This window comes from Microcoleus sp. PH2017_12_PCY_D_A, assembly GCF_020738565.1.
In the GTDB taxonomy this organism is placed as follows: Bacteria; Cyanobacteriota; Cyanobacteriia; order Cyanobacteriales; family Microcoleaceae; genus Microcoleus.
Genome location: NZ_JAEQCI010000041.1, coordinates 64,445 through 85,072, shown reverse-complemented (window position 1 = coordinate 85,072; position 20,628 = coordinate 64,445). Strand labels below are relative to the sequence as shown.

The following is a 20,628-nucleotide window of genomic DNA, read 5'->3' as shown; positions in this document are numbered from 1 at the left end:
TTCGTAGTAAGGACTTTAGTCCTAATTCCCCCGGTTCGTAGTAAGGACTTTAGTCCTAATTCCCCCGGTTCGTAGTAAGGACTTTAGTCCTAATTCCCCAAATTATGAGGACTAAAGTCCTCACTACAAACATGATGAGAATGATTTAACGAGATTAATATAAAATAGTGATGGCAATTGGTGCGATCGCACATTCATGAAAAATTTTATTTTATTTACGCTATATCTGATTCCAGTTGTCCTGTTAATCGGATTTGTAGCCACTTTTAGCGTTAACGTTCCCATCGATGACGAGTGGAGGTTAGCCAGCCTTTTTGAGAAAATAGGTCAGGGAAATGTAACGTTTAACGATTTGTGGGCTTTGCACAGCAATCACCGCATAGTGTTTCCGAAAATAATTATTGCACTGCTAGTTTTTGCCTCTCAATTGAATATTAATTATCAGTTGTGTCTCAGCATAGGTTTGGCTGGGATAACTTTTATCGCCCTGTACAAGTTATCCTCAATGCAAGTTAAGAATGTTGGGGAAGATTTGTGGCATTTAGCTAATATTTTAACTTGTATTTTAATTTTCTCCTTGGTTCAGCACGAGAACTGGCTTTGGGGATTTCAATTAGCTTGGTTTTTCGTTAATTTATGTTTTGTGGCGGCGGTTTATGCGCTGATTTCAACTCACAAATTATTGCCTAATCTTAGAATTTTTATGGCTGCTGTATTCTGCTTTATTGCTAGTTTTTCCCTGGCTCAAGGCTTGCTGTCTTGGTTGGCGGCGATTCCGGCTGTGGTGGCTTTGGAGGGAAATCGGGCGCAAAAACGCAAAAGGGCGATCGTTTGGCTCTTGCTGCTCGTGGGAACTTGCGCTATTTATGCAATTGATTATCATCCTGGCAGGAAAACAAGTATTATTTCATTGCTGAGTAAGCCGCTTGTGGCGATCGATTACTTTTTGAGTTTGCTGGGTTCGCCAATTGTTAGATTACCTGGAATTTCGGCATTTGTGGGATTGGTAATATTTGCTAGTTTTGGATTTTTTGTATGGTATTTTGGGAAGAAGATTTTATCAACTAATTTGAGATTGGGTGGCGACGGGCAAGATGCCCATCCCACAACTGATTTGGGATTGCTACATCAGGCTTTACCTTGGCTGTCAATAGGTTGGTTTTCTGTCTTATCTTCTTTGTTTATTACGGTTGGTAGGGCGGAATTTGGGGCGATTCAGGCGATCGAATCTTCGAGATATACGACTAATTCGATTTTGCTGTTAATTGCTTTGGTTCAGCTAGGACAGTTGTTTATTCGAGAAAAACAATGCCTTTCAATATGGCCATATAAATTTATTTATCGTGGATTTGCAGGGCTGTTAATTGGTATAATTATTGTTAACTCTCAGCAGGCGATCGCCCAAACTAGCTCTGCACTTGTTTACAAACAAGGCGCTCAAGATTGTTTGCAGTTAATCAACTATCTGGAACCGTCGGATTTTTTCAATAATTCGCCGGAAAGCTGTTTGAGAGTGTTGAGTAAAAAAACTTGGCTGGTGAGAAAAGGCGCTGCAATTATCGATAAAATTGGTTGGAGAAAATTTTCCAAAAATGTAGAGTTTATTCCTAATACCAAGAAAGTTTACGGCTATTTAGACAAACCTCCAACGGGCGATAAATTCTTGAAAGCTGCTGGTTGGGCGGTTTGGCCAGACAACAGGAAACAGCCGAATATTGTACTGCTATCTGTCGGCGATAAACAATCTTTTTTTGCTAACGCTTATGTAAATTTGGACAGTCCCGATATTGCTAAGACTTTGAAATCACAGTTGTACAATAATGCGAGGTGGGCGGTTGATGTGTCTGGTGGCGATTTGCCGATCGCTCCTACAGAAATCAAAGCTTGGGTGTATAATCCTGTGGACAACCAGTTTGTCCAGTTGCGCGGAGGATGAGAAGTGAAAATTTCGGTTATTATACCAGCCCACAATGAGGAGGGCTGTTTGTCTGCTACTGTGCGGGCTTTAGCCCAGACGCTCGATTTAGAAGGGATTCCCCACGAAATTTTGATTGTGAATGACAATAGCACGGATAAAACCGTTGACATTTGCCAGGAATTATCAGAGACTTTTCCCGCAGTTAGATACATCAACAATCAACCTCCCAACGGTTTCGGATTTGCCGTGCGCCGGGGTTTGGCAGAATTTGACGGCGATGCTGCGGCAATTGTGATGGCGGATGCTTCCGACGATCCCGTAGATTTGGTAGCAGGATACCGCAAATTGCAAGAAGGATATGATTGCGTTTTCGGTTCCCGATTTATCAAAGGCGGCTTTGTTGTTGATTATCCAATTCACAAACTAGGAATTAATCGCTTAGCAAACTGGTTTGTCAAAAGTATTTTCGGCTTGCGTTACAACGATGTCACTAATGCTTTTAAACTATATCGCCGAGAAGTAATTGAAGGCATACAGCCGATTTTGAGCCATCATTTTAATTTGACTGTGGAACTACCTTTGAAAGCAATTGTTCGGGGTTTTTCCTATACAGTGATTCCTCTGAGGTGGTACAATCGGACTGCTGGTATTTCTAAGCTGAAAATCAAAGAGATGGGAAGCCGGTATTTGTTTATTGTCTTGTATGTCTGGCTCGAAAAACATCTGTCTCGCGGCGACTACCACCGGACTAGAAAGATGAATGAGTTGAAATTAGATTTGTTGCCAAAGTCAAAGACTGAAGTCCTTACTACGAACGAATAAGGACTGAAGTCCTTACTGCGAACCATATTTTAGCAATAAATTTAGTCAATGCCTGAAAGAATTTTAATTGTTGGCGGTGCGGGTTTTATTGGCAGTTGTTTGGCAATTGGCCTGAAGAAACTTCACCCGGAATGGCAAATAATTTGTTTGGATAACCTGCGCCGCCGGGGTTCGGAATTGAATATTCCGAGGCTTAAAAGTTGCGGGATTCAGTTTGTTTACGGGGATATTCGCACGGCGGCTGATTTAGATCCAGTTGCGCTCAATGCTGATTGTATTATAGATTGCGCTGCGGAGCCTTCTGTGCTGGCCGGTTTTAGTTCGCCTCAGTACGTTTTGCAGACGAATTTGCTGGGTACTGTGAATGTTTTGGAGTTGGCGAGACAGACTGGTGCGAGTTTGTTGTTTTTGTCTACGAGTCGGGTTTATCCGATCGCCCTTGTGAAATCTGTTAAGCTGTTGGAGTTGGATGAGAGATTTGCGATCGCCCCTGAGCAAACATTACCCGGTATATCGGAGTTAGGCATATCAGAAGACTTCCCGTTAAAAGGACACCGATCGCTTTACGGAGCAACTAAATTAGCGTCGGAATTGCTGATTGAGGAATACAGAGAAGCATACAACGTGCCAGCAATTATCAACCGCTGCGGGTTAATCACCGGTGCTTGGCAAATGGGTAAAGTCGATCAGGGAGTTTACGGTTTGTGGGTAGCGGCTCACTATTTTGAAAGATCGCTGAGTTATATTGGTTTTGGTGGAAGCGGGAAGCAAGTTAGGGATTTGCTGCACGTTGAAGATTTGTTGAGGTTAGTTAATTATCAGTTAGAACATTTTGCCGAATTTGACGGCGAAGTTTTTAATGTAGGCGGAGGTGCTAGCAACAGTATTTCTTTGGTTGAAGCAACTGATTTATGCCGCAAGATTTCGGGTAAATCGATTCCGATTCATCCGGTTTTGGAGGAAAGGGCGGGGGATATTCCGATTTTTATTACCGATTCTTCTAGGGTAATGGAGAAGACTGGATGGCGGCCCGAGATTGGGCCGGAGGCGGCTTTGCAGGATATTTATGATTGGATTGCTGCTAATGAGGTGGTGTTGAGTTCGATTTTGTAGGGATTTTTTGCAGCGCAGATGTTTTGTGGAATTTGGTAGGAAAACCATTTATTCTGCGCTAGGGAAACGGCAGTGTCTTGTCTGGAATTAGGACATAGCAGTGCCGTTTTTCTACAGATATAGTATTTGAACTTGTAATATCTATCTGTGTATTTTTTAGAGCATTTATCCAAGTTGAGAAGATGAAGAATTACAGACAGCCGATCGCACTTACCGACAAAATATCAACAAAATATCAACAAAAGTGCGATCGACCTCAGCGTCTACTCAGCAAAATAGCGGGTCAAAATCCGCATAATTTCACCGCTAATCGGCGAGGGAAGGGGCGGACTCCATTCCTCAACCTTGGCGAAACCCAAAATGTGCAGGATGTCGATAATCCAGTTAACGCCTTTGGGAGTGCCGCACAGCAGCAAGCGGACGGGTTTTTTGTCGGCGGGCGCGTCGGGAATTTCTTCGCGCAGCAGTTCGGGAACGGACTTTGGTGTTGATATCATAGAGAAAGCTCCTAATTTTCCTAAATGTGGGAGTCCAAACCCCTGCCGTGTCTTGATTGGAGTCTGAAACGGCGGGGGTTTGGTTTTGGGTTACACTAGGTTGTATGATAGCTCCTAAGGTGATAATATGTCAACTGGTAACGTGCAAAACTAGAATATTAAAGAAAGCAGTGATGGGAAAAATACGATCGTGCCACCAAAAAATCTCACACGAGTAACAACTTACGTGAATCCTGAAATAGCCAAAGCATTAGAGGAATGGGCCGAGAAAGACGAACGATCCGTGTCTTGGTTGGCAGGGAAGCTGATTGAAAAAGGTATTCAACAGCATCAACAGTCGCAGACAAAGGCAAAAAATGAATCGAGTAACGAAGATTGAAGATATGGGCGGGAAGCGTCAGCTTGAGTCGATAGCTGTGTATGTAACAAAGGAAAAAAAGGAGGCTCTTGAGGAATGGGCGACTTCTGAAGAACGTTCTGTTTCATGGATTGTTAGCAAGGCGATCGACAAAGCTTTGCAAGAGTATCAACAACAAAACGAGGCAAAAAAGGATACATAGCAGTGAAGGTCGATCGCCCTTAGCAGAAACAAGATTTCCGGAAACTAAAGCCAGGATACTGATGTCAAATATATCGGCAATTGCTGAAATCCGCCAGGGGTTTAAACCCCTGGCTAATAGCGAAAGTCCTCTAAAAGAGGACTAAAGAAATCATCAGTCCTCTTTCAGAGGACTTTCGCTTTGAGGCAGGGAATTAATTCCCTGCCAGACTGTGGGAAAGCGCACCAAGCCTTGTCCCTACCAGATATTATAAAAAAAGCCTGTCGGGTGCGATCGCATTTCCTAATTTCCCACCAATAACCTCAAAATCCCAACATGATGATACCTCTCGATGCGATTATCGGCGCAATTACCAGCATCGCCAATCCTATAATTAAAGACAAGCTTCAGCGCAGCGAAACAGTCATCAAACTACTCAAACAATTTAACCTCGATCCCGAACACCCGCTACCGGATTTCAGCAGCGTTTACGCCTATACATTAGTAGAATACGGCCTCGGCAAACCCAAACCTATTTTAGAACTGTTCCGGGATGAAGAAATCAAACAAGCTTTTCGCGAAGCATTCGATCGCAATTCTCCCGCTATTTTTCTCAAACAAGGAGAAGAATTTCTCCATTCCCGTGCTTTAGGAGATGAAATTAAAGATTTAGGTATTGACATTCGGCGCGAATTTGCTGCTTTTTCCGCAGTTTTTATCGCAGTCACTAAGCGCAGTCGCACTCCTAAAGAAGCTTTGACCAACCATCAGATAGATTCGGTAAACAAACAGATTGTAACACTTCACGAAAGGCTCGATCGACTGCCAACTTTAGAAGGAATTCGCACCGAAATGGCGCGATTGGCAGTTGAAAACAATCCGGCTTTACCAGCAGGAAATGAAACTGCGGCCAAATCCCAAGGGTTTGCTTTGGCGCAGCAAATGCGCGGCTGGTTTGAAATATTGGGCTACGATTTTGAGCCGTATCAAGTTTGGGAAGATAGCTATTTTGAGTGGATTATTCGGATTCCGGTGAGGCGGGGTAGATTCGATCGCATTTTGATACGCGGCATGGCGGGAGAAGCAGGAATTCAAGATATCGAAGCATTGCAGCAGTCGGTAGAAAAGCAAAAAACCGATGAAGGTTGGCTGGTGACGGCGCGCCGGATTTCCAAAGCAGCCCGCAGGGAAGTTGACAAACCAGAAAACCGCCACCTCGATTGTTATACCTTTGACGAATTGATCGATATTGATGCGGATTTTAGCGGTTATATTGAATGGTTGGAAAATGAAATTAACCGCAGGCAAATCGATGGCAAATACGTGCCTCTCGGCTGTACGAAAGCCGAATTTGATTCCGCAAACAGGCGACAAATTGATGCGAGTTATTACGGGGAAGAGGACGGCTGGATTGACGGTTATATAGATTTGTGGATGGACGATCCGGCAAAGGAACACATCTCAGTTTTGGGCGAATTCGGGACGGGGAAAACTTGGTTTGCTTTTCACTATGCTTGGACGGCTTTGCAGCGATACAAACAGGCTAAAGAAAGGGGAACTCAACGGCCTCGGTTGCCTTTAATTATTACTTTGCGCGACTATGCAAAAGCTTTGAACGTTGAGAATGTTTTGGCTGGTTTCTTTTTTACCAAGCACAATATCCGCCTGAATAGCGAAGTGTTCGACCAACTGAATCGGATGGGTAAGTTGCTGTTGATTTTTGATGGGTTTGATGAGATGGCCGCGAAGTGCGATCGACAGCAAACGATCAACAACTTCTGGGAACTAGCAAAAGTGATTGTTCCCGGTGCGAAAGTAATCTTAACCTGTCGGACAGAACACTTTCCCGAAGCCAAAGAAGGACGCGCTTTATTGAATGCGGAATTACAAGCATCGACTGCGAATCTCACCGGAGAAACGCCGCAGTTTGAAGTATTGGAATTAACAGCCTTCGACGACGACCAAATCCGTCTGGTATTGTCCCACCAAGCAGATCCAGAAACTGTAAATCAGGTGATGAACAATCCGCAGTTATTGGATTTGGCGCGGCGGCCGGTGATGGCGGAATTGATATTAGAATCGTTGCCGGATATTCAAGCAGGTAAACCCGTGGATATGTCGCGGGTGTATTTGTATGCGGTGCGGCGGAAAATGGAACGGGATATTAAGGCAGAAAGGACGTTTACATCGCTGGCTGACAAACTATTTTTCCTATGCGAACTGTCTTGGGAAATGCTATCAACAGACCAAATGAGTTTGAATTATCGGCTGTTTCCCGACAGGATTCGCCGCTTGTTCGGTGCGGCGGTGCAAGCAGAAAAGGATTTAGACCACTGGCATTACGACATGATGGGTCAAACCATGTTAATTCGCAATGCTGAGGGGGATTATTCTCCGGCACATCGATCGCTTTTGGAGTTTTTTGTAGCCTATAAGTTGGCGGCCGAGTTGGGGGTTTTGCCTGCTGATTTTACGGAGTTATCGCAGGCACAATTGTATTTGGATAGTTCTGTTGAGTCTGTGAATTATACTTGGTCTGGGTATTTTAGGCGCGAGGCGGATAATGCAGGGGAGATTGTGCCGATTCCGGCTTTGAAGGGTTTTGTGAGTGAAAGTTTGGGGCAACTTCGCAACAGTTTCGGGCGGGAAATTTTGACGAAAGCGGTGATGGATTTGTTAGTGCCGATGCTGTCAAAAACTGAGTTTGTTGGTGAGGTTAAGTCTCGATTATTGGAGATTTTGGAGGCTACGAAAGGCAAAACTGAGGAGGAAGTTGGTTATGTCGGTGGGAATGCGGCGACGGTATTGGTGAAAGTCGATAATGCTGCTTTGGAAGGGAGAGATTTATCGCGGGCTGTGATTAAAGGTGCGGATTTTTCTGATGCTAGCTTGCGGTGTGTCAATTTTGCAGGGGCGAATTTGAGTGATTGTAATTTTACGAAGCTCTTGGGTAAAGTTTCATCAGTAGCATTTAGTCCCAATGATAACACTCTAGCTACAGGCGATAGCAGTGGCATGGTTCGTTTCTGGGACACTTCAAGCGGAAGAGAAGTTCTAACACTTAAAGGGTCTACAAGTTGGGTGTATTCAGTTGCTTTCAGTCCTGATGGGAAGATGCTTGCGAGTGGTAGTTATGATAAAACAGTAAGGATATGGGATCTGCAAAAAGATAAATGTTTGATTTTTCAGGGATATACTGACTGGGTGCGTTCAGTAACATTCAGTCCCGATGGAAAAACGCTTGCCACTGGTAGTTCTGAAATAAAGCTATGGAATATCGATACTGGTGAATGCGTCAAAATTTTTCAAGGTCACAAAAGTTGGGTATATTCAGTTGCTTTCAGTCCCGACGGAAGCATACTTGCTAGTGGTAGTTACGACTCAACTGTGAAACTTTGGGATGTCAGTACAGGTAAATGCCTCATAACTTTACAGGAACATAGAAGTTCTGTACTTGCAGTCACCTTTAGTCCAGATGGAAAAATCCTTGCCAGTGGTAGCTACGACTCAAGTGTGAAACTCTGGGACATCAAAACAGGTGAATGTCTCAAAACATTGCAAGGACATACAAATGCAGTATGGTCAGTTGCTTTCAGTCCCGACGGAAACGTACTTGCTAGCTGTGGTAATGACACGATAATTAGAATCTGGAATATCCATAGTGATGAACCTTGCAAAGCCTTGGGAGGTCACAGCCAGAAAGTTTATTCAGTTAGATTTAGTTCAGATAATAAAATACTTGCTAGTGGTAGTCATGACGGAACAATTAAAATCTGGGATGTAAGCACCAACGAATGCCTTAACACTATACAAGGGTGTACAAATTGGGTATGTTCAATAGCGTTGAATTCTTCCGGTCGTGTAGTTGCCAGTGGTGGTGGTGACAAAATGGTAAAGTTGTGGGATCTTGAAACTGGTGAACGCATCAAAGTTTTGCAAGGGCATACAAATTGGGTTCACTCAGTTGCCTTGAGTCCAGATGGTGAAATGCTTGCCAGTGTGAGTTCTGAACTGAGGCTGTGGGATCTTCGCACTGACAAATGTCTTAATACTTTCCAAGGACATACTGATGAGGTAATTTCAGTTACTTTTAGTCCCGATGGAAAGATAATTGCTAGTGGCAGTGACGATGAAACAGTTAAGCTATGGGATATTAATACAGGTGAGTGCTTGAAAACCTTGCGAGGGCACGCAAATAGAGTATGGTTTGTTGCCTTCAGTCCAGATGGAAAAATACTTGCTAGTAGCAGTGCCGATCAAACAGTGAGAATATGGAATGTTCATACAGGTGAATGCTTAAAAACTTTGCAAGGACATAAGAAGCGAGTATATTCAGTTGCTTTTGGCTCCGAAGGAAAAATGATTGCTAGCGTTGGTGATGACAAAACAGTAAAGATTTGGGATGTCTGCACAGGTCAATGCTTGAAAATCTTGGAAGGGCATACAGGTGTGATATTAGCAGTTGCTTTTAGTCCTGACGGTAATACAATCGCTAGCGGTGGTGATGACAAAATTGTCAGGCTATGGGATGTTCACACAGGAGAATGCTTGAAAAATTTGCAAGGTCATACTAATGCTGTGAGTTCAGTTGTTTTTAACACAAAAGATTATGTTCTTAGCAGCAGCTATGATGAGACAATTAAGGTTTGGGATACCAATACGGGCGAGTGCTTAAAAACCTTGATAGACAGACCTTATGAGGGCATGAATATTACGGGTGTTACTGGTTTGACGGATGCTGAAAAAGTGACGATCGCATCTTTAGGTGCTGTGTCCGATCGCCCTTTGTAGAGAGGCGATATCATGCTAAAGAAACCGGGTTTTTAACAGATTTAAGACTTCGGCGGATATTGTCAGACAAAACCCGGTTTCTGCCTAATTCTCATCCACTCAGCGCTGAAATGACGTGGCGGGCGATCGCCCTTCCGAAGATTTTATGAAAACCAGAGAACAGCCTGCTTTAGACAATCGTTGTGATACAATAAATCAATAGCAGCTTGCAAGCCAAGGATTCACGTTTATGAACACCATCAATATTTCCTTGCCTGATTCCGTGAAAGCATATCTCGAAAAACAAGTAGCCAGCGGCAATTATAATAACATCAGCGATTATATTTGGGAGCTAATTGTTCAGGATCAAAAGCGTAAAACAGCTAAAGAACGTGTCGAAGAACTTTTACTAGAAGCTTTGGATTCAGGTGAAGCGACTCCGATGACTGACGGAGATTGGGAAAATATTCGGCAGACTGTACGCAACAACGTTGCTCAAAAGTAAAGCAATAGGTGCCACAAAAATATACAAGAACAAAAAATGGTAACTTCTACAGTTCTCGCCCTGGCAGAAAAAACCTACTCTCTAGAAGCATGGATGGAAAATCCACCGGATCTCCAAGAGTGGGTTGATGGCGAATTATTAGAGAAAAATGGCATGACTCTCAAGCATAGCAAGGTACAAGGAAATCTTTACTTTTGTTGGAGAAACTACAAAGAATCCAGCGGACAGGGAGGAGAGGTCTATACCGACGTGCCCTGCCGCACAAACCAGCAGGGACGCTATCCTGATGTTGCATACCTTCCCCCGGAATTAGCAGCACAATTTGGCAATCTCAAAGTGCTGCCGCAAAGTTTCCCTCTATGTGCTGAAATTGTTTCGCCAACAGATTTGGCGGAAGATGTAATCGCTAAAGCTACAGAATATTTGGAATCGGGAAGTGAGGAAGTTTGGCTGGTATATCCAGAAAACCAATGGGTTATTGTAGTCACAAAACAAACTAGAATTATCTTTATTGCTGGGGAAGTTGTTAGCACTCAAATTGTTTTACCTGGTTTTAGTATGACCGTCGATGAATTATTAAAATGAGATATCAAATTTTTGATCTCTACTAAATTAGAACATTTTTGTTAAATAGAGAAGCAGTTGCAGTTGCCTGTGATATAATTAACTACGAGAGCATCTTTCCTGCCAAAGATACACACTTAAGACTAGCATCAATTATGTCAACTACTGCTATTGATATCAGTACCTTAATTGCTCGTACACCGGGCTTGCACGGCGGAACCCCTCACATTGCTGGTAAAGGTGTTACTGTCAGACGGATTGTATTTTTGTACAAGCGAGGACAGAATGCAGAGGAAATTGCCGATCGCATTCCACATCTGAGTCTAGCCGAAGTTTATACTGCATTAGCATACTACCATGCCAACAAAGCAGAGATAGAAGCCGACTTAGCAGCCCAAGCTGTTGAGGCAAAACGCCTAGAAATGTTGTCAGAAGAAAATATTCAAAATCAACCATGAGCGCGATTCGTTTGTATATCGATGAAGACTCGATGGATCGAGGTTTAATCCAGGCATTGCGAGCGAGAAATGTTGATTTAATTACCGTTCAGGAAACGGAAACAGAAGGGCGACTCGATGAAGAGCAACTGAATTTAGCAGCATCCCAAAATCGAGTAATATACAGTCATAATATTTCCGATTTCTGTCAGTTGCATACAGATTTTTTGAGGGAGGGTAAAAACCATGCAGGAATCGCTTTGCTATCCCAAGATTGTTCAATTGGCGAGCAACTACGAGCTATTTTAGGATTGGTTTATACCAAAAATGCTGAGGAGATGCACAACCAGTTAGAATTCTTGAGCAAGTATCTGAGAAACAGTTAATCGATCGCCTTTTGTCTATTCTTGTTACCAGACAGAATCTGGGAATGCCGATAATATCTGCCTTAATTCTGATTCTTCGACGCCTTAACAAACATTTGCCCGCCCAAAAACCGCCACAAAACAGGCAACTTCAAGTAAATCTTTAACAGCAACGGCGAGGCCGGCCGCCCTTTCGTCGAAAACGGTAAAAATCTCGGTATCATTACATCTATTCTAAACCCGATTGTTTGTAAAAGCTCTTGCAACGATAAATGTGTAATCGGTAATTGATGGTCGATAAAATCGTAGTATTCCTTGTAAGAGTATTTAAAGTTAGGCTGAATAATCAAAAGTGAACCGCTAGGTTTCAGGGCATCAAAGCAAAACGATATAATTTCTACAAGTTCCTCTTTGTTGCGGAGGTGTTCAAAAAAGTTCGAGATAAAAATGCGATCGAACTGTTCGGCATAAGAAGTATTATTTTCTAAATTAAGCACATCAATATTCAGTACCTTGACATCACAATTAGCAAATAACTTTGAATCTGGATTCAGGTCAATCAAACATTTTTCGCCCGCCATAATTTGATTGATAAACTCACAGTAACCGCCGCCAATGTCTAAAACTGCCGATTCAGTAGGAACATAATCTTGTAAAAACTCGTCAATTAAAACTTTCCACAGTGCCACCTTGGCTTGCATTTGTCGGGAATCAAAGCGGTTGGCGTACAACTTTTTGAGATATGTGTCAGTTTTCATAGGAATGAGAATTAAATAACTTATACAAGGAAAGTGGGATGGGCGTCTCGCCCGTCCAATTATAGACGGGCGAGACGCCCATCCCACAACAATTAAAATTGTAAGTTATTTAATTGGCGATCCATAGTAAGATAGCATAGACTGAGTATGAGTTTATCACGCGATACAGCCAACTATGAATGTTATATCTACAGAAATACCGGACGTTCTGATAATTGAGCCGAAAATTTTCGGAGACGATCGCGGTTTCTTTTTTGAGAGTTTCAATCACCAAGCTTTTGTTGAAAAAACAGGCGTGACGGCAGATTTTGTTCAAGACAATCATTCCAAGTCTTCTAAAAATGTGCTGCGCGGTTTGCACTACCAAATGCAGCAGCCTCAAGGCAAATTGCTGCGGGTTGTGGCGGGCGAAATATATGATGTGGCGGTGGATATTAGAAAAAATTCGCCGACTTTCGGACAGTGGGTGGGCTGTTTGATTAGTGCAGAAAATAAGCGGCAATTTTGGGTGCCGGCGGGATTTGCTCACGGTTTTTTAGTAGTATCAGACATTGCTGAGGTTTTGTACAAAACTACAGATTACTATGCACCGGGACACGAGCGGTGTATTGTATGGAACGATCCTGATTTGGCGATCGCCTGGCCGCTAGATGGTGCCGAACCAATTTTATCACCTAAAGACAAAGCCGGACAAACGTTGAAAAGAGCTCAAGTGTTTTAGATAATGAAAATTTTACTCGCAGGCGGTAGCGGACAGCTAGCTCAAGAATTGCAGCCGATTTTATTATCTTCGGGAGATGTCATTGCAGTCGATCGCACTTCCGTCGATTTATCCCAGCCCGAAACCATCCGTCAAGCAATGGCTGACATTCAACCGGATGTAGTCGTGAATGCCGCTGCTTACACTGCGGTAGACAAAGCCGAAAGCGAAGCACAATTAGCCCGCGCAGTCAACGGTATCGCACCCGGAATCTTTGCCGAAGAATGCGAGAAACTGGGAGCAAGTTTAATCCACTTTTCCACTGATTACGTATTTGACGGTAGCAGCGGTTCTGCTTATCTCGAAACAGATTCTACAAACCCATTGGGAATTTACGGGGAGTCCAAATTAGCAGGCGAGGAAGCAATTAGAAAAGCAGGAAACAGACATATTATTATTAGAACCGCCTGGGTTTACGGTAACGGCGGCAAAGGCAACTTTGTCAAAACCATGCTGAGATTGGGCAAAGATAGGGAAGAAATTCGGGTAGTAGCAGATCAAATCGGAAGTCCAACTTGGACAGCAGATTTGGCTGCTGCAACTTCGCAAATCATCCCGAATCTTGGGCCCGAAAGTTTTGGGACTTACCAGTATACTAACAGCGGTGTGTGCAGTTGGTACGATTTTGCGATCGCCATTTTTGAAGAAGCAGAAAAACTCGGCTTTCCCCTCAAAATCAAGCGCGTAATTCCCATCACCACCGCCGAATATCCCACACCCGCAAAACGTCCCGCTTTTTCTGTACTTTCCACAGTGAAAATATCAGCACTTCTGGGTACCTATCCTCCCCACTGGCGGCAAGGGCTCAGAAAAATGCTAGCAAGAGAAATCAATCAATTTTAGATTTTAGATTTTAGATTTTAGATTTATTCTACAGATGAATCTGGGAGTTTAAGCTTTAGTCTAAAATTTGGGGATTCAGGACAATCGGACTTACGCACGGGTGGCTAGAAACCGGGTTTTTACAAAAATCCTTAGCTGTAGCCTAGAGATTAAATAAAAACCCGGTTTCTTTGTCGGGAGTGCGTCGTTAAACCTGCCCAATCAATTAACAATATTCCATGTCCGAATCAAATGAAAGTCAAGCAACAATCTCTTTTAATTGCCGCATCGGTGCTCGGCATTCTCATACCAGCGTCATATATTTTGTACTTGATATCGCAAGCGGGAGACTTGTCTAATTTTGATTATTGGTGGATGACTTGGAATTTTTATTCAGTAGATGGTTTCTCTACAAATCCTTTTAATTGGATATTTCGGGCGAACGAGCATTTTGTCTTTATTCCCGCAATCATCTATGCCTTAAACATCGTTGTCACTCAAGGCTCAAATATTGGTTTGTGCTTAGTGGCTTGGTTTTTTGCTTGGATTCAGTGCTACGTATTAATTGCTTTACTACCTTTAAGATTAAGGAGTTTTCCGCTACAATTTATCTCGGTAATTCTGTGTATTTCTATTTTTAATTTTACTCCGGCGGCGGCACACAACTGGATGCGGGGATTCAGCGGCGTTCACTGGATTATTGCTAATTTATTTGTAATTTGTTCGATATTTTGTTTGCAATCCTATGTTAATTTATTATTAAATAGCAGAGAAGCAGAACCTTTAGGTATTCATTCCCAGGCAGAGATTGGGAATGAGGAATGGGAACAAAACAAGTGGGTGATTGGTAGCATTGTTTTTGGGATTTTAGGTTGTATTAGTTACAGCACTCCTTTAGGTTTGTGGCCGATTTTGTGTGGGGCTGCGATTGTGCTGCGGTTTCCTCGGCGGATAACTTATTTGTATTTCGCTGCTTCGATTGCGGTGATTGGTATTTATTTTTTAACTTACAAAACTCCGTCCAATCATCCTTCTTTAACTAAAATCAATCCGCTGAAAACTCTCGAATATATTCCGATTTATCTCGGGGGAATATTTAGCGAAAATATTATTGTTGCGTCAATTATTGGTATAATTGGTTTGATTGCTGTAACGGGTTTTGTCGGTTATTGGCTATTGGCAAAAAAGTCTGTGCAGCTTGGCTATCCTGTAGGGAATCGCCAAAATTGGCTGCCTTGGCTGTCCATCCAATTGTACACTCTGCAAACGGCTTTAATGGCCGCAGTTAGCCGATCGGGATTTGGAGTCGAACAGGCCACCGCTTCCCGCTACGCCACACTCCCAGCGTTGTTTTGGATGAGTACAATCGTCCTGATAGTGCTTGCGGTGCGCGAGTTGCAGCCCACACCGAGAATTCAAGGGCGTTGGCTGACACCGGTGTTTGCAGTCGTGACAGCGGCCGTGATTTTAATGTACGGGGTGGGAGGCGAAACTGCAATGGCGATCGCGCGTAGAGCCACCTATCAACCGCTAGTAGCATTATCACTGCAATTAGGAATCACCGACATCACCCTAATTAAAGAGAGAGTAGGAAACAAACCCGCCGCATTTGTGGGATTAATCGACGCCTTAAAAACTAACAATTTAGTACCATTCAATCGAGATATCAAAAAACACAACTTCTGTGCAGCATTAGACACAAAAATCGACCCGAATTTACTCTCAGCCCCCAAAGACGGAGTACCCGGATATTTTGATACAGTAACTCAACTCGCACCCCAAGCCGCCAGAGTAATTGGTTGGGTAGGAGATCCCGAAAATCATGTAAAATGTATTGTCATTCTCAATCAAGAAAATGTAGTTCGAGGTTTCGCCATGTCAGGATTTCCCCGCCCCGACTTAGTTAACTTGTTTGGCGCTTCCTACAAATCCGCAGCTTGGAGAGGATACATTCAAACATCGCCAACCGATAAATTATTGACAGCCTATGCTTCATTCAAAAACCGCGAAGGTTGGGTAGCTTTGCGAAACTCCCAAGTAATCAATCAAGACGATTCAGTTAAGACTGATCCCCCCTAGCCCCCCTTCCCAAGGGGGGAACAAGAGAATGCTCAAAGTCCCCCTTCTTAAGGGGGATTTAGGGGGATCTCCGGGGCACAAGCAGTCTTAACAATCGCGTATTGAGTTATCAATAACACTTACAAAAATCGCTATGCAAAAAGACCTCAGCTTCGTAATTCCCGTTCACAATGAAGAAGCCACACTGAAATTACTGTTTGAAAAAATTAGCATCGTCATGTCCCAAACAGGAATTGACAATTACGAAGTCATTTTCATAGACGACGGTAGCCGCGATGCTTCTTGGCGAGAAATTGCTGATTTAGCCAGTCAATTTCCCCAACGAATTAAAGCGATCAGAATGCGCCGCAATTTTGGCAAATCCTCCGCACTTTCAGCAGGATTTCGCAATGCAGCCGGGAAAATTATCTTTACTCTTGATGCAGATTTACAGGATGACCCAGCCGAAATTCCCAAATTTTTAGATTGTCTAGAATTAGGATTTGATTTGGTCTCTGGTTGGCGAAAACAGCGGAATGACCCCCTCTCGAAAACCTTGCCTTCGAGGCTGTTTAATGCCGTTGCGTGTTTGCTGACTGGGGTGAAAATGCACGATATGAATTGCGGTTTCAAGGCTTATCGGCGGGAAGTTTTACACTCAATTAAATTGTATGGGGAATTGCACCGCTATATTCCAGCTTTAGCCAACAATTTAGGGTTTAAAATTGGCGAAGTAGTTGTCGAACACCATCCGCGAAAACACGGTAAATCGAATTACGGTTGGGAACGCTACGCGCGGGGTTTTATTGATTTGTTGACGGTGTTGGCGACTACTCAGTATTTGCACAAACCGGGTCATTTGTTTGGCGGATTGGGGTTGTGTTTTGGCTTGGTGGGGACTGTTTCGCTGAGTTATTTGATTGTGATTTGGTTTCTGAATTTAGCCGGGATGCACTTTGGGCCGATCGGGAATCGACCTTTGTTGTTTTTTGGGATTTTGTGTACAATTCTGTCGGTGCAGTTGATTTCTTTGGGGATTTTGGCTGAGTTGATTGCGCGGAATGTGGCTGTTGATTATGTGGACAAGCAGATTTGCGAAATTATTGATGATTCGGGTTTTGATATTTAACTGTTTATATTATGATGTTTGTAGTGAGGACTTTAGTCCTCTGATTTTGAAGAAGGACTGAAGTCCTCACTACGAACCTGAAGAAGGACTGAAGTCCTCACTACGAACCTGAAGAAGGACTGAAGTCCTCACTACGAACCCGAAGAAGGACTGAAGTCCTCACTACGAACCTGAAGAAGGACTGAAGTCCTCACTACGAACCTGTGATTTTAAAGATTATCCATTTGCCTTGTTTATCTACTATTTCTCCTGGAATATTTGGATGCCAATCGCTGCGAGTCAGGATATAATCGGCATGATATGTTTGGGCTACTTTGACTAAATCCGCACTGCTGCGACGGCTGAATAAGTCGTTCCCTCCCCAAATCATTTGCGGGTTTAAGGGAACTCCTAAAACAGCTTCCATGCGATTTTGCCACTCTTTGATTCCTGTTTCTGTTAAGGGAAAGTTCTTAAAATTAACTACTATAGATCTCTGAGAGTAAAACTGGAAGCTGGTAACTGAAGGTGGAATTAATATGAGTGCATCTTGATTGCTAATTTGCGAAAAGTGTACAGCTAATCTGTTTAAGTCGTCGCTGGGTACTACATTAATATTGACTCTTTTTTGAAATATTTCTAATATTGGTTTTGGTAAAATGCCTGCTACTCCAAAAACTAAGATGGCGGTAGTTGCCAAGGCTAAAATATGGGTTACTATTTGTGTGAGTGGTGTAGATATAGATGTTTGTTCTAAAATGAAAGGCAAGGCAAGAATTGAAAAGAGGATAGGTATGCTAATTAGGCGATTGCCTATTATTTCCCACGAATCAGTCAGCGGATATATTAAACTAAAAATCAACGTTCCTGCTGTCAAAATCCATAGCAATATATTGTATCTCTTGGGAAATACGTAATTTCTGGTTTGCCAAATTGATAATCCTAGGAAAATTACACCTCTAAAAGGCAAAGTCAGTACAGCTAGTAGCAGAAGACTAACAGCTATTTTTTTATTATTATAAAGTCTATCGACGGTTAAACTAACGGCAATAAATATAATTAATTGAGCGAAAGGTACAGTTCTAGCTAATTGCAGTTTGGCGATTAAAGCTAGCGGGTAAACTTCTACAAATATGTAGTTTAGAAACAGTGCAAAAATTGACGTGCCAACAATTATGTAAAAATCAAGCTTGTCTTTTTTTGGGAGTGAATCGGTATTTTTGATGCACAGCAAGCCGCCAATGATGAAACAGATAAAGTTGAACCAATTTCCAAGAGTCCAGTTTGAGGGAAGGATGTGGTGAGGATTGCGGACTTTGGCGTGGATGAATACAAACTCGGCATTGTCGATGGTTTGAGTGCCGGTAGTACCTGTCAATAACATGGGTACGTACACTATACTTGACATGGCTGCTAAAAGCGCGATCGCCCAAATCAACTTTTTGAACTGCTGCTCTCTTACACATTCTATCAGTAAAACGGGAACCATCATCAATCCCGGCAGCAAACCCACTAAAAATTGCAGCAGACAAGCCAGTCCAAAAAAGAAATATCCTGTCAGCCATTTCTGACGCAAACTAAAGTAAATTCCCCAGATTGCGACACCCATTGCGAAGGTACTCGGTACTGATTTTGTGGAAAATATCAGCGTGTTTCCCACATCTGTAAATGAAGCGGCTAAACACAAGAAACTCATTGCTGCTACTGGCAGTTGTGAATTAGTATATATTCTGATAATTTCCAGACAAGCTAGGATAACTGAACTAAAGGCTAGGAATTGATAAATAAAATGTACTAAGGGGATACTTAACCCTAGGTTTGCTAACAAATAAATGATATGATAATAATAGTATCTCGGATTAAATTTAACCATTTCCTGAACGTGATAGTCATTTTTGTAGAGTTCAGGATTGAGCAGGGATTGGATTTGTGGCAATTCGGGAAAGTTGCCTCCTATCGGGAACTTATACCCTACTGCTATGAATGAGCCGATGATGATAACAGTATAGAGAGATAGGTTAAAATATCTGTTTGATCTTTCAGTTTTCTGCATTGACGGTTCAAGTTTTTTGAGCTGATATTAAAGTGAAGGGGCTTTTTTATGAACCGTAGAGGCGCAGAGGGTTCAGAGGAGGAAAAAATAGAGGAAGTAGAAGGGAATGTAAAAGATTTATACTGATTTAATTAGTCCTTGGGCGCGAAGTTTATTAGTCGCTATATAGCCTTTGTCAAAAAAGTGAGGTATGCCCTCTTTGCCCTCTTTTTCCGATACCCATGAGGTATGACTCACAGCTTATATAACCATTTAAACTAATACCATTTTTCTGTGAATCTGCATAGAATATATTTTTTACAGGAAAGGATTCCTGGCGTTCATTCTATGTAGCGATTTACAGAATTGGTATAAGAGGGCTAAAGCCCAACAACGTACCTTATCTTTTTGAGAAAGGCTATACTTCTATTATATCTATTAGATCGATCGCCCCAATCACTACAAAACCCGCAAAAGCGGGTTTTCCAACAGTATCTTAGAGAGGGACTTCCGTGGATTAATCCTAATAACCAGGCTCTTCTTCGTACTCAGGAGTCTTAGTCTTCTCAGGAATATTCACCCGAGGAGCCTGGTAAGGCTTCGGTGCTTCATCGTCAGCCCAAGCATCCGCCTCCACATCATCCTCGTACTCGTACTCCACCACCACAGGCTCCTTCGGGGGAGCAACCTGAGGGCGAGTGTATTGCTTCTCTTCGTACTCGTCTTCCTCGTAATCGTCTTCGCCGCCCCAATTATCTTCTTCATAATCATCATAATCGTCGATCGGCTGAGGCTGCGGCATCGCGCGCATCTGCTGCTGTCGTACCGGTGGGCGATTCCACTGCGAATCCTCATCCCAAGGAACTTCCTCAACCACAGGCGCCGCTACCTTGCTTCGCATTTCCGGTGCAGGAATCCGCACGCCCGGGCCCAATTGATATTCCGTAGCCACCGGTTTCGGATAATAACCTTGCTCGTCCTCTTCCCTTTCCCAAGGTGCTTGTCCCAAACCGACGCGCTCCAGCAAACCCACGCTAAGCTGCCTCAGCCTTTCCTCGGAACCTTCAAACACAATCAAGCGGTTGGGGCCGCTGCTGACAACTTCCTCAATCCCCAACTCGTAGGTGCTGAGAACTTGGTCGGGGATTTGGGGGATTCCGATGGAAGCGATGACGATAGAAACTAACTTACCGTCTTCCGGGTCGAATCTAAAGCCGCGCACCCTTCCCAAAAGTTCGCCGGTTTCGGTAATCACTTCGCTGTTAATCAAAATGCTGTAGACTTCAACATCAACATCATCTTCGATCGCACTTTCATCTTCCACTAACAGCACGTCGCCAATTTCGCTGACATTACTGAGGAACATAAACTTCGGCATTCCAGCGACCGCAAATATATTATCACGCAGACCGATCGCCACAACTTCCCGCCGATCGATGTCCACCCACAATTGACTGACTACACCCAAGCGCTTACCTCTGTCGCGGGTGATAACCTGAGTGCCTAGAATATCGGAGCGTTGGCAGATTTGTTCGGATGTCATTCTAACTCTAATCCTGA

General features: G+C 43.1%; 18 protein-coding genes. 14 read left to right on the top strand and 4 right to left on the bottom strand.

Features of this window, described 5'->3' with window-relative positions; all coding sequences use genetic code 11:
• The first annotated feature begins 196 nt into the window (after positions 1-196).
• From JGK39_RS13325 to JGK39_RS13315, 3 genes are read left to right on the top strand one after another with little or no spacing between them, the layout of a single operon-like run.
• A complete protein-coding gene (locus tag JGK39_RS13325) occupies positions 197-1,936 on the top strand; it encodes a hypothetical protein (RefSeq protein ID WP_293253572.1) in 1,740 nt (579 codons plus the stop codon).
• 3 nt (positions 1,937-1,939) lie between these two features.
• A complete protein-coding gene (locus tag JGK39_RS13320) occupies positions 1,940-2,740 on the top strand; it encodes a glycosyltransferase family 2 protein (protein ID WP_293253575.1) in 801 nt (266 codons plus the stop codon).
• Between the two features lie 48 nt (positions 2,741-2,788).
• Positions 2,789-3,853 carry an NAD-dependent epimerase/dehydratase family protein gene (locus JGK39_RS13315; RefSeq protein WP_293253578.1) on the top strand — a complete coding sequence of 355 codons (1,065 nt, stop codon included), beginning with the start codon at positions 2,789-2,791 and terminating at the stop codon, positions 3,851-3,853.
• A 263-nt stretch (positions 3,854-4,116) separates the two neighbouring features.
• On the opposite strand, the gene JGK39_RS13310 is transcribed toward JGK39_RS13315, so the two are convergent.
• Positions 4,117-4,350 (bottom strand): hypothetical protein, encoded by a 234-nt coding sequence (locus JGK39_RS13310; protein WP_293253581.1) that lies wholly within the window; start codon positions 4,348-4,350, stop codon positions 4,117-4,119.
• Between the two features lie 190 nt (positions 4,351-4,540).
• Here JGK39_RS13310 and JGK39_RS13305 point away from each other — a divergent pair, with 190 nt between their 5' ends.
• From JGK39_RS13305 to JGK39_RS13275, 7 genes are all read left to right on the top strand, one after another.
• A complete protein-coding gene (locus JGK39_RS13305; RefSeq protein ID WP_293253584.1) occupies positions 4,541-4,729 on the top strand; it encodes a CopG family transcriptional regulator in 189 nt (62 codons plus the stop codon).
• Positions 4,707-4,910: a CopG family transcriptional regulator gene (locus JGK39_RS13300; protein WP_293253587.1), complete on the top strand. Its 204-nt coding sequence runs from the start codon at positions 4,707-4,709 to the stop codon at positions 4,908-4,910. The genes JGK39_RS13305 and JGK39_RS13300 overlap by 23 nt, the downstream gene beginning before the upstream one ends.
• 315 nt (positions 4,911-5,225) lie before the next feature.
• Positions 5,226-9,680 carry a pentapeptide repeat-containing protein gene (locus JGK39_RS13295; protein ID WP_293253590.1) on the top strand — a complete coding sequence of 1,485 codons (4,455 nt, stop codon included), beginning with the start codon at positions 5,226-5,228 and terminating at the stop codon, positions 9,678-9,680.
• Positions 9,681-9,909: 229 nt separating this feature from the next.
• Positions 9,910-10,164, top strand: coding sequence for a type II toxin-antitoxin system ParD family antitoxin (locus tag JGK39_RS13290; protein WP_293253593.1), 255 nt, complete (start codon positions 9,910-9,912; stop codon positions 10,162-10,164).
• A gap of 36 nt (positions 10,165-10,200) precedes the next feature.
• Positions 10,201-10,749 carry a Uma2 family endonuclease gene (locus tag JGK39_RS13285; RefSeq protein ID WP_293253596.1) on the top strand — a complete coding sequence of 183 codons (549 nt, stop codon included), beginning with the start codon at positions 10,201-10,203 and terminating at the stop codon, positions 10,747-10,749.
• 134 nt (positions 10,750-10,883) lie between these two features.
• The gene (locus JGK39_RS13280) at positions 10,884-11,186 is read left to right on the top strand and encodes a DUF433 domain-containing protein (RefSeq protein WP_293253599.1); all 303 of its coding nucleotides are present in this window, start codon (positions 10,884-10,886) and stop codon (positions 11,184-11,186) included.
• On the top strand, positions 11,183-11,551 hold the full coding sequence (locus JGK39_RS13275) for a DUF5615 family PIN-like protein (protein WP_293253602.1): 369 nt from the start codon (positions 11,183-11,185) through the stop codon (positions 11,549-11,551). The genes JGK39_RS13280 and JGK39_RS13275 overlap by 4 nt, the downstream gene beginning before the upstream one ends.
• Positions 11,552-11,613: 62 nt before the next feature.
• Here the strand turns inward: JGK39_RS13275 and JGK39_RS13270 are convergent, their stop codons facing one another.
• Positions 11,614-12,288, bottom strand: a complete 675-nt coding sequence (locus JGK39_RS13270) for a methyltransferase domain-containing protein (protein WP_293253605.1) — start codon at positions 12,286-12,288, stop codon at positions 11,614-11,616.
• 175 nt (positions 12,289-12,463) lie between these two features.
• On the opposite strand from JGK39_RS13270, the gene rfbC reads away from it, so the two are divergent.
• The 4 genes from rfbC to JGK39_RS13250 all read left to right on the top strand — a co-directional run bounded on the left by rfbC (position 12,464) and on the right by JGK39_RS13250 (position 17,057).
• Positions 12,464-13,009 carry a dTDP-4-dehydrorhamnose 3,5-epimerase gene (rfbC, locus tag JGK39_RS13265; protein WP_293253608.1) on the top strand — a complete coding sequence of 182 codons (546 nt, stop codon included), beginning with the start codon at positions 12,464-12,466 and terminating at the stop codon, positions 13,007-13,009.
• A gap of 3 nt (positions 13,010-13,012) precedes the next feature.
• Positions 13,013-13,891, top strand: a complete 879-nt coding sequence (rfbD, locus tag JGK39_RS13260; RefSeq protein WP_293253611.1) for a dTDP-4-dehydrorhamnose reductase — start codon at positions 13,013-13,015, stop codon at positions 13,889-13,891.
• A gap of 231 nt (positions 13,892-14,122) precedes the next feature.
• Positions 14,123-15,949: a hypothetical protein gene (locus tag JGK39_RS13255; RefSeq protein WP_293253613.1), complete on the top strand. Its 1,827-nt coding sequence runs from the start codon at positions 14,123-14,125 to the stop codon at positions 15,947-15,949.
• A gap of 133 nt (positions 15,950-16,082) precedes the next feature.
• A complete protein-coding gene (locus JGK39_RS13250) occupies positions 16,083-17,057 on the top strand; it encodes a glycosyltransferase family 2 protein (protein ID WP_293253615.1) in 975 nt (324 codons plus the stop codon).
• 193 nt (positions 17,058-17,250) lie between these two features.
• On the opposite strand, the gene JGK39_RS13245 is transcribed toward JGK39_RS13250, so the two are convergent.
• The gene (locus JGK39_RS13245) at positions 17,251-18,972 is read right to left on the bottom strand and encodes a DUF6798 domain-containing protein (RefSeq protein ID WP_293295817.1); all 1,722 of its coding nucleotides are present in this window, start codon (positions 18,970-18,972) and stop codon (positions 17,251-17,253) included.
• Between the two features lie 619 nt (positions 18,973-19,591).
• Positions 19,592-20,611, bottom strand: coding sequence for a PRC-barrel domain-containing protein (locus JGK39_RS13240; RefSeq protein WP_293253620.1), 1,020 nt, complete (start codon positions 20,609-20,611; stop codon positions 19,592-19,594).
• Positions 20,612-20,628 lie beyond the last annotated feature (17 nt).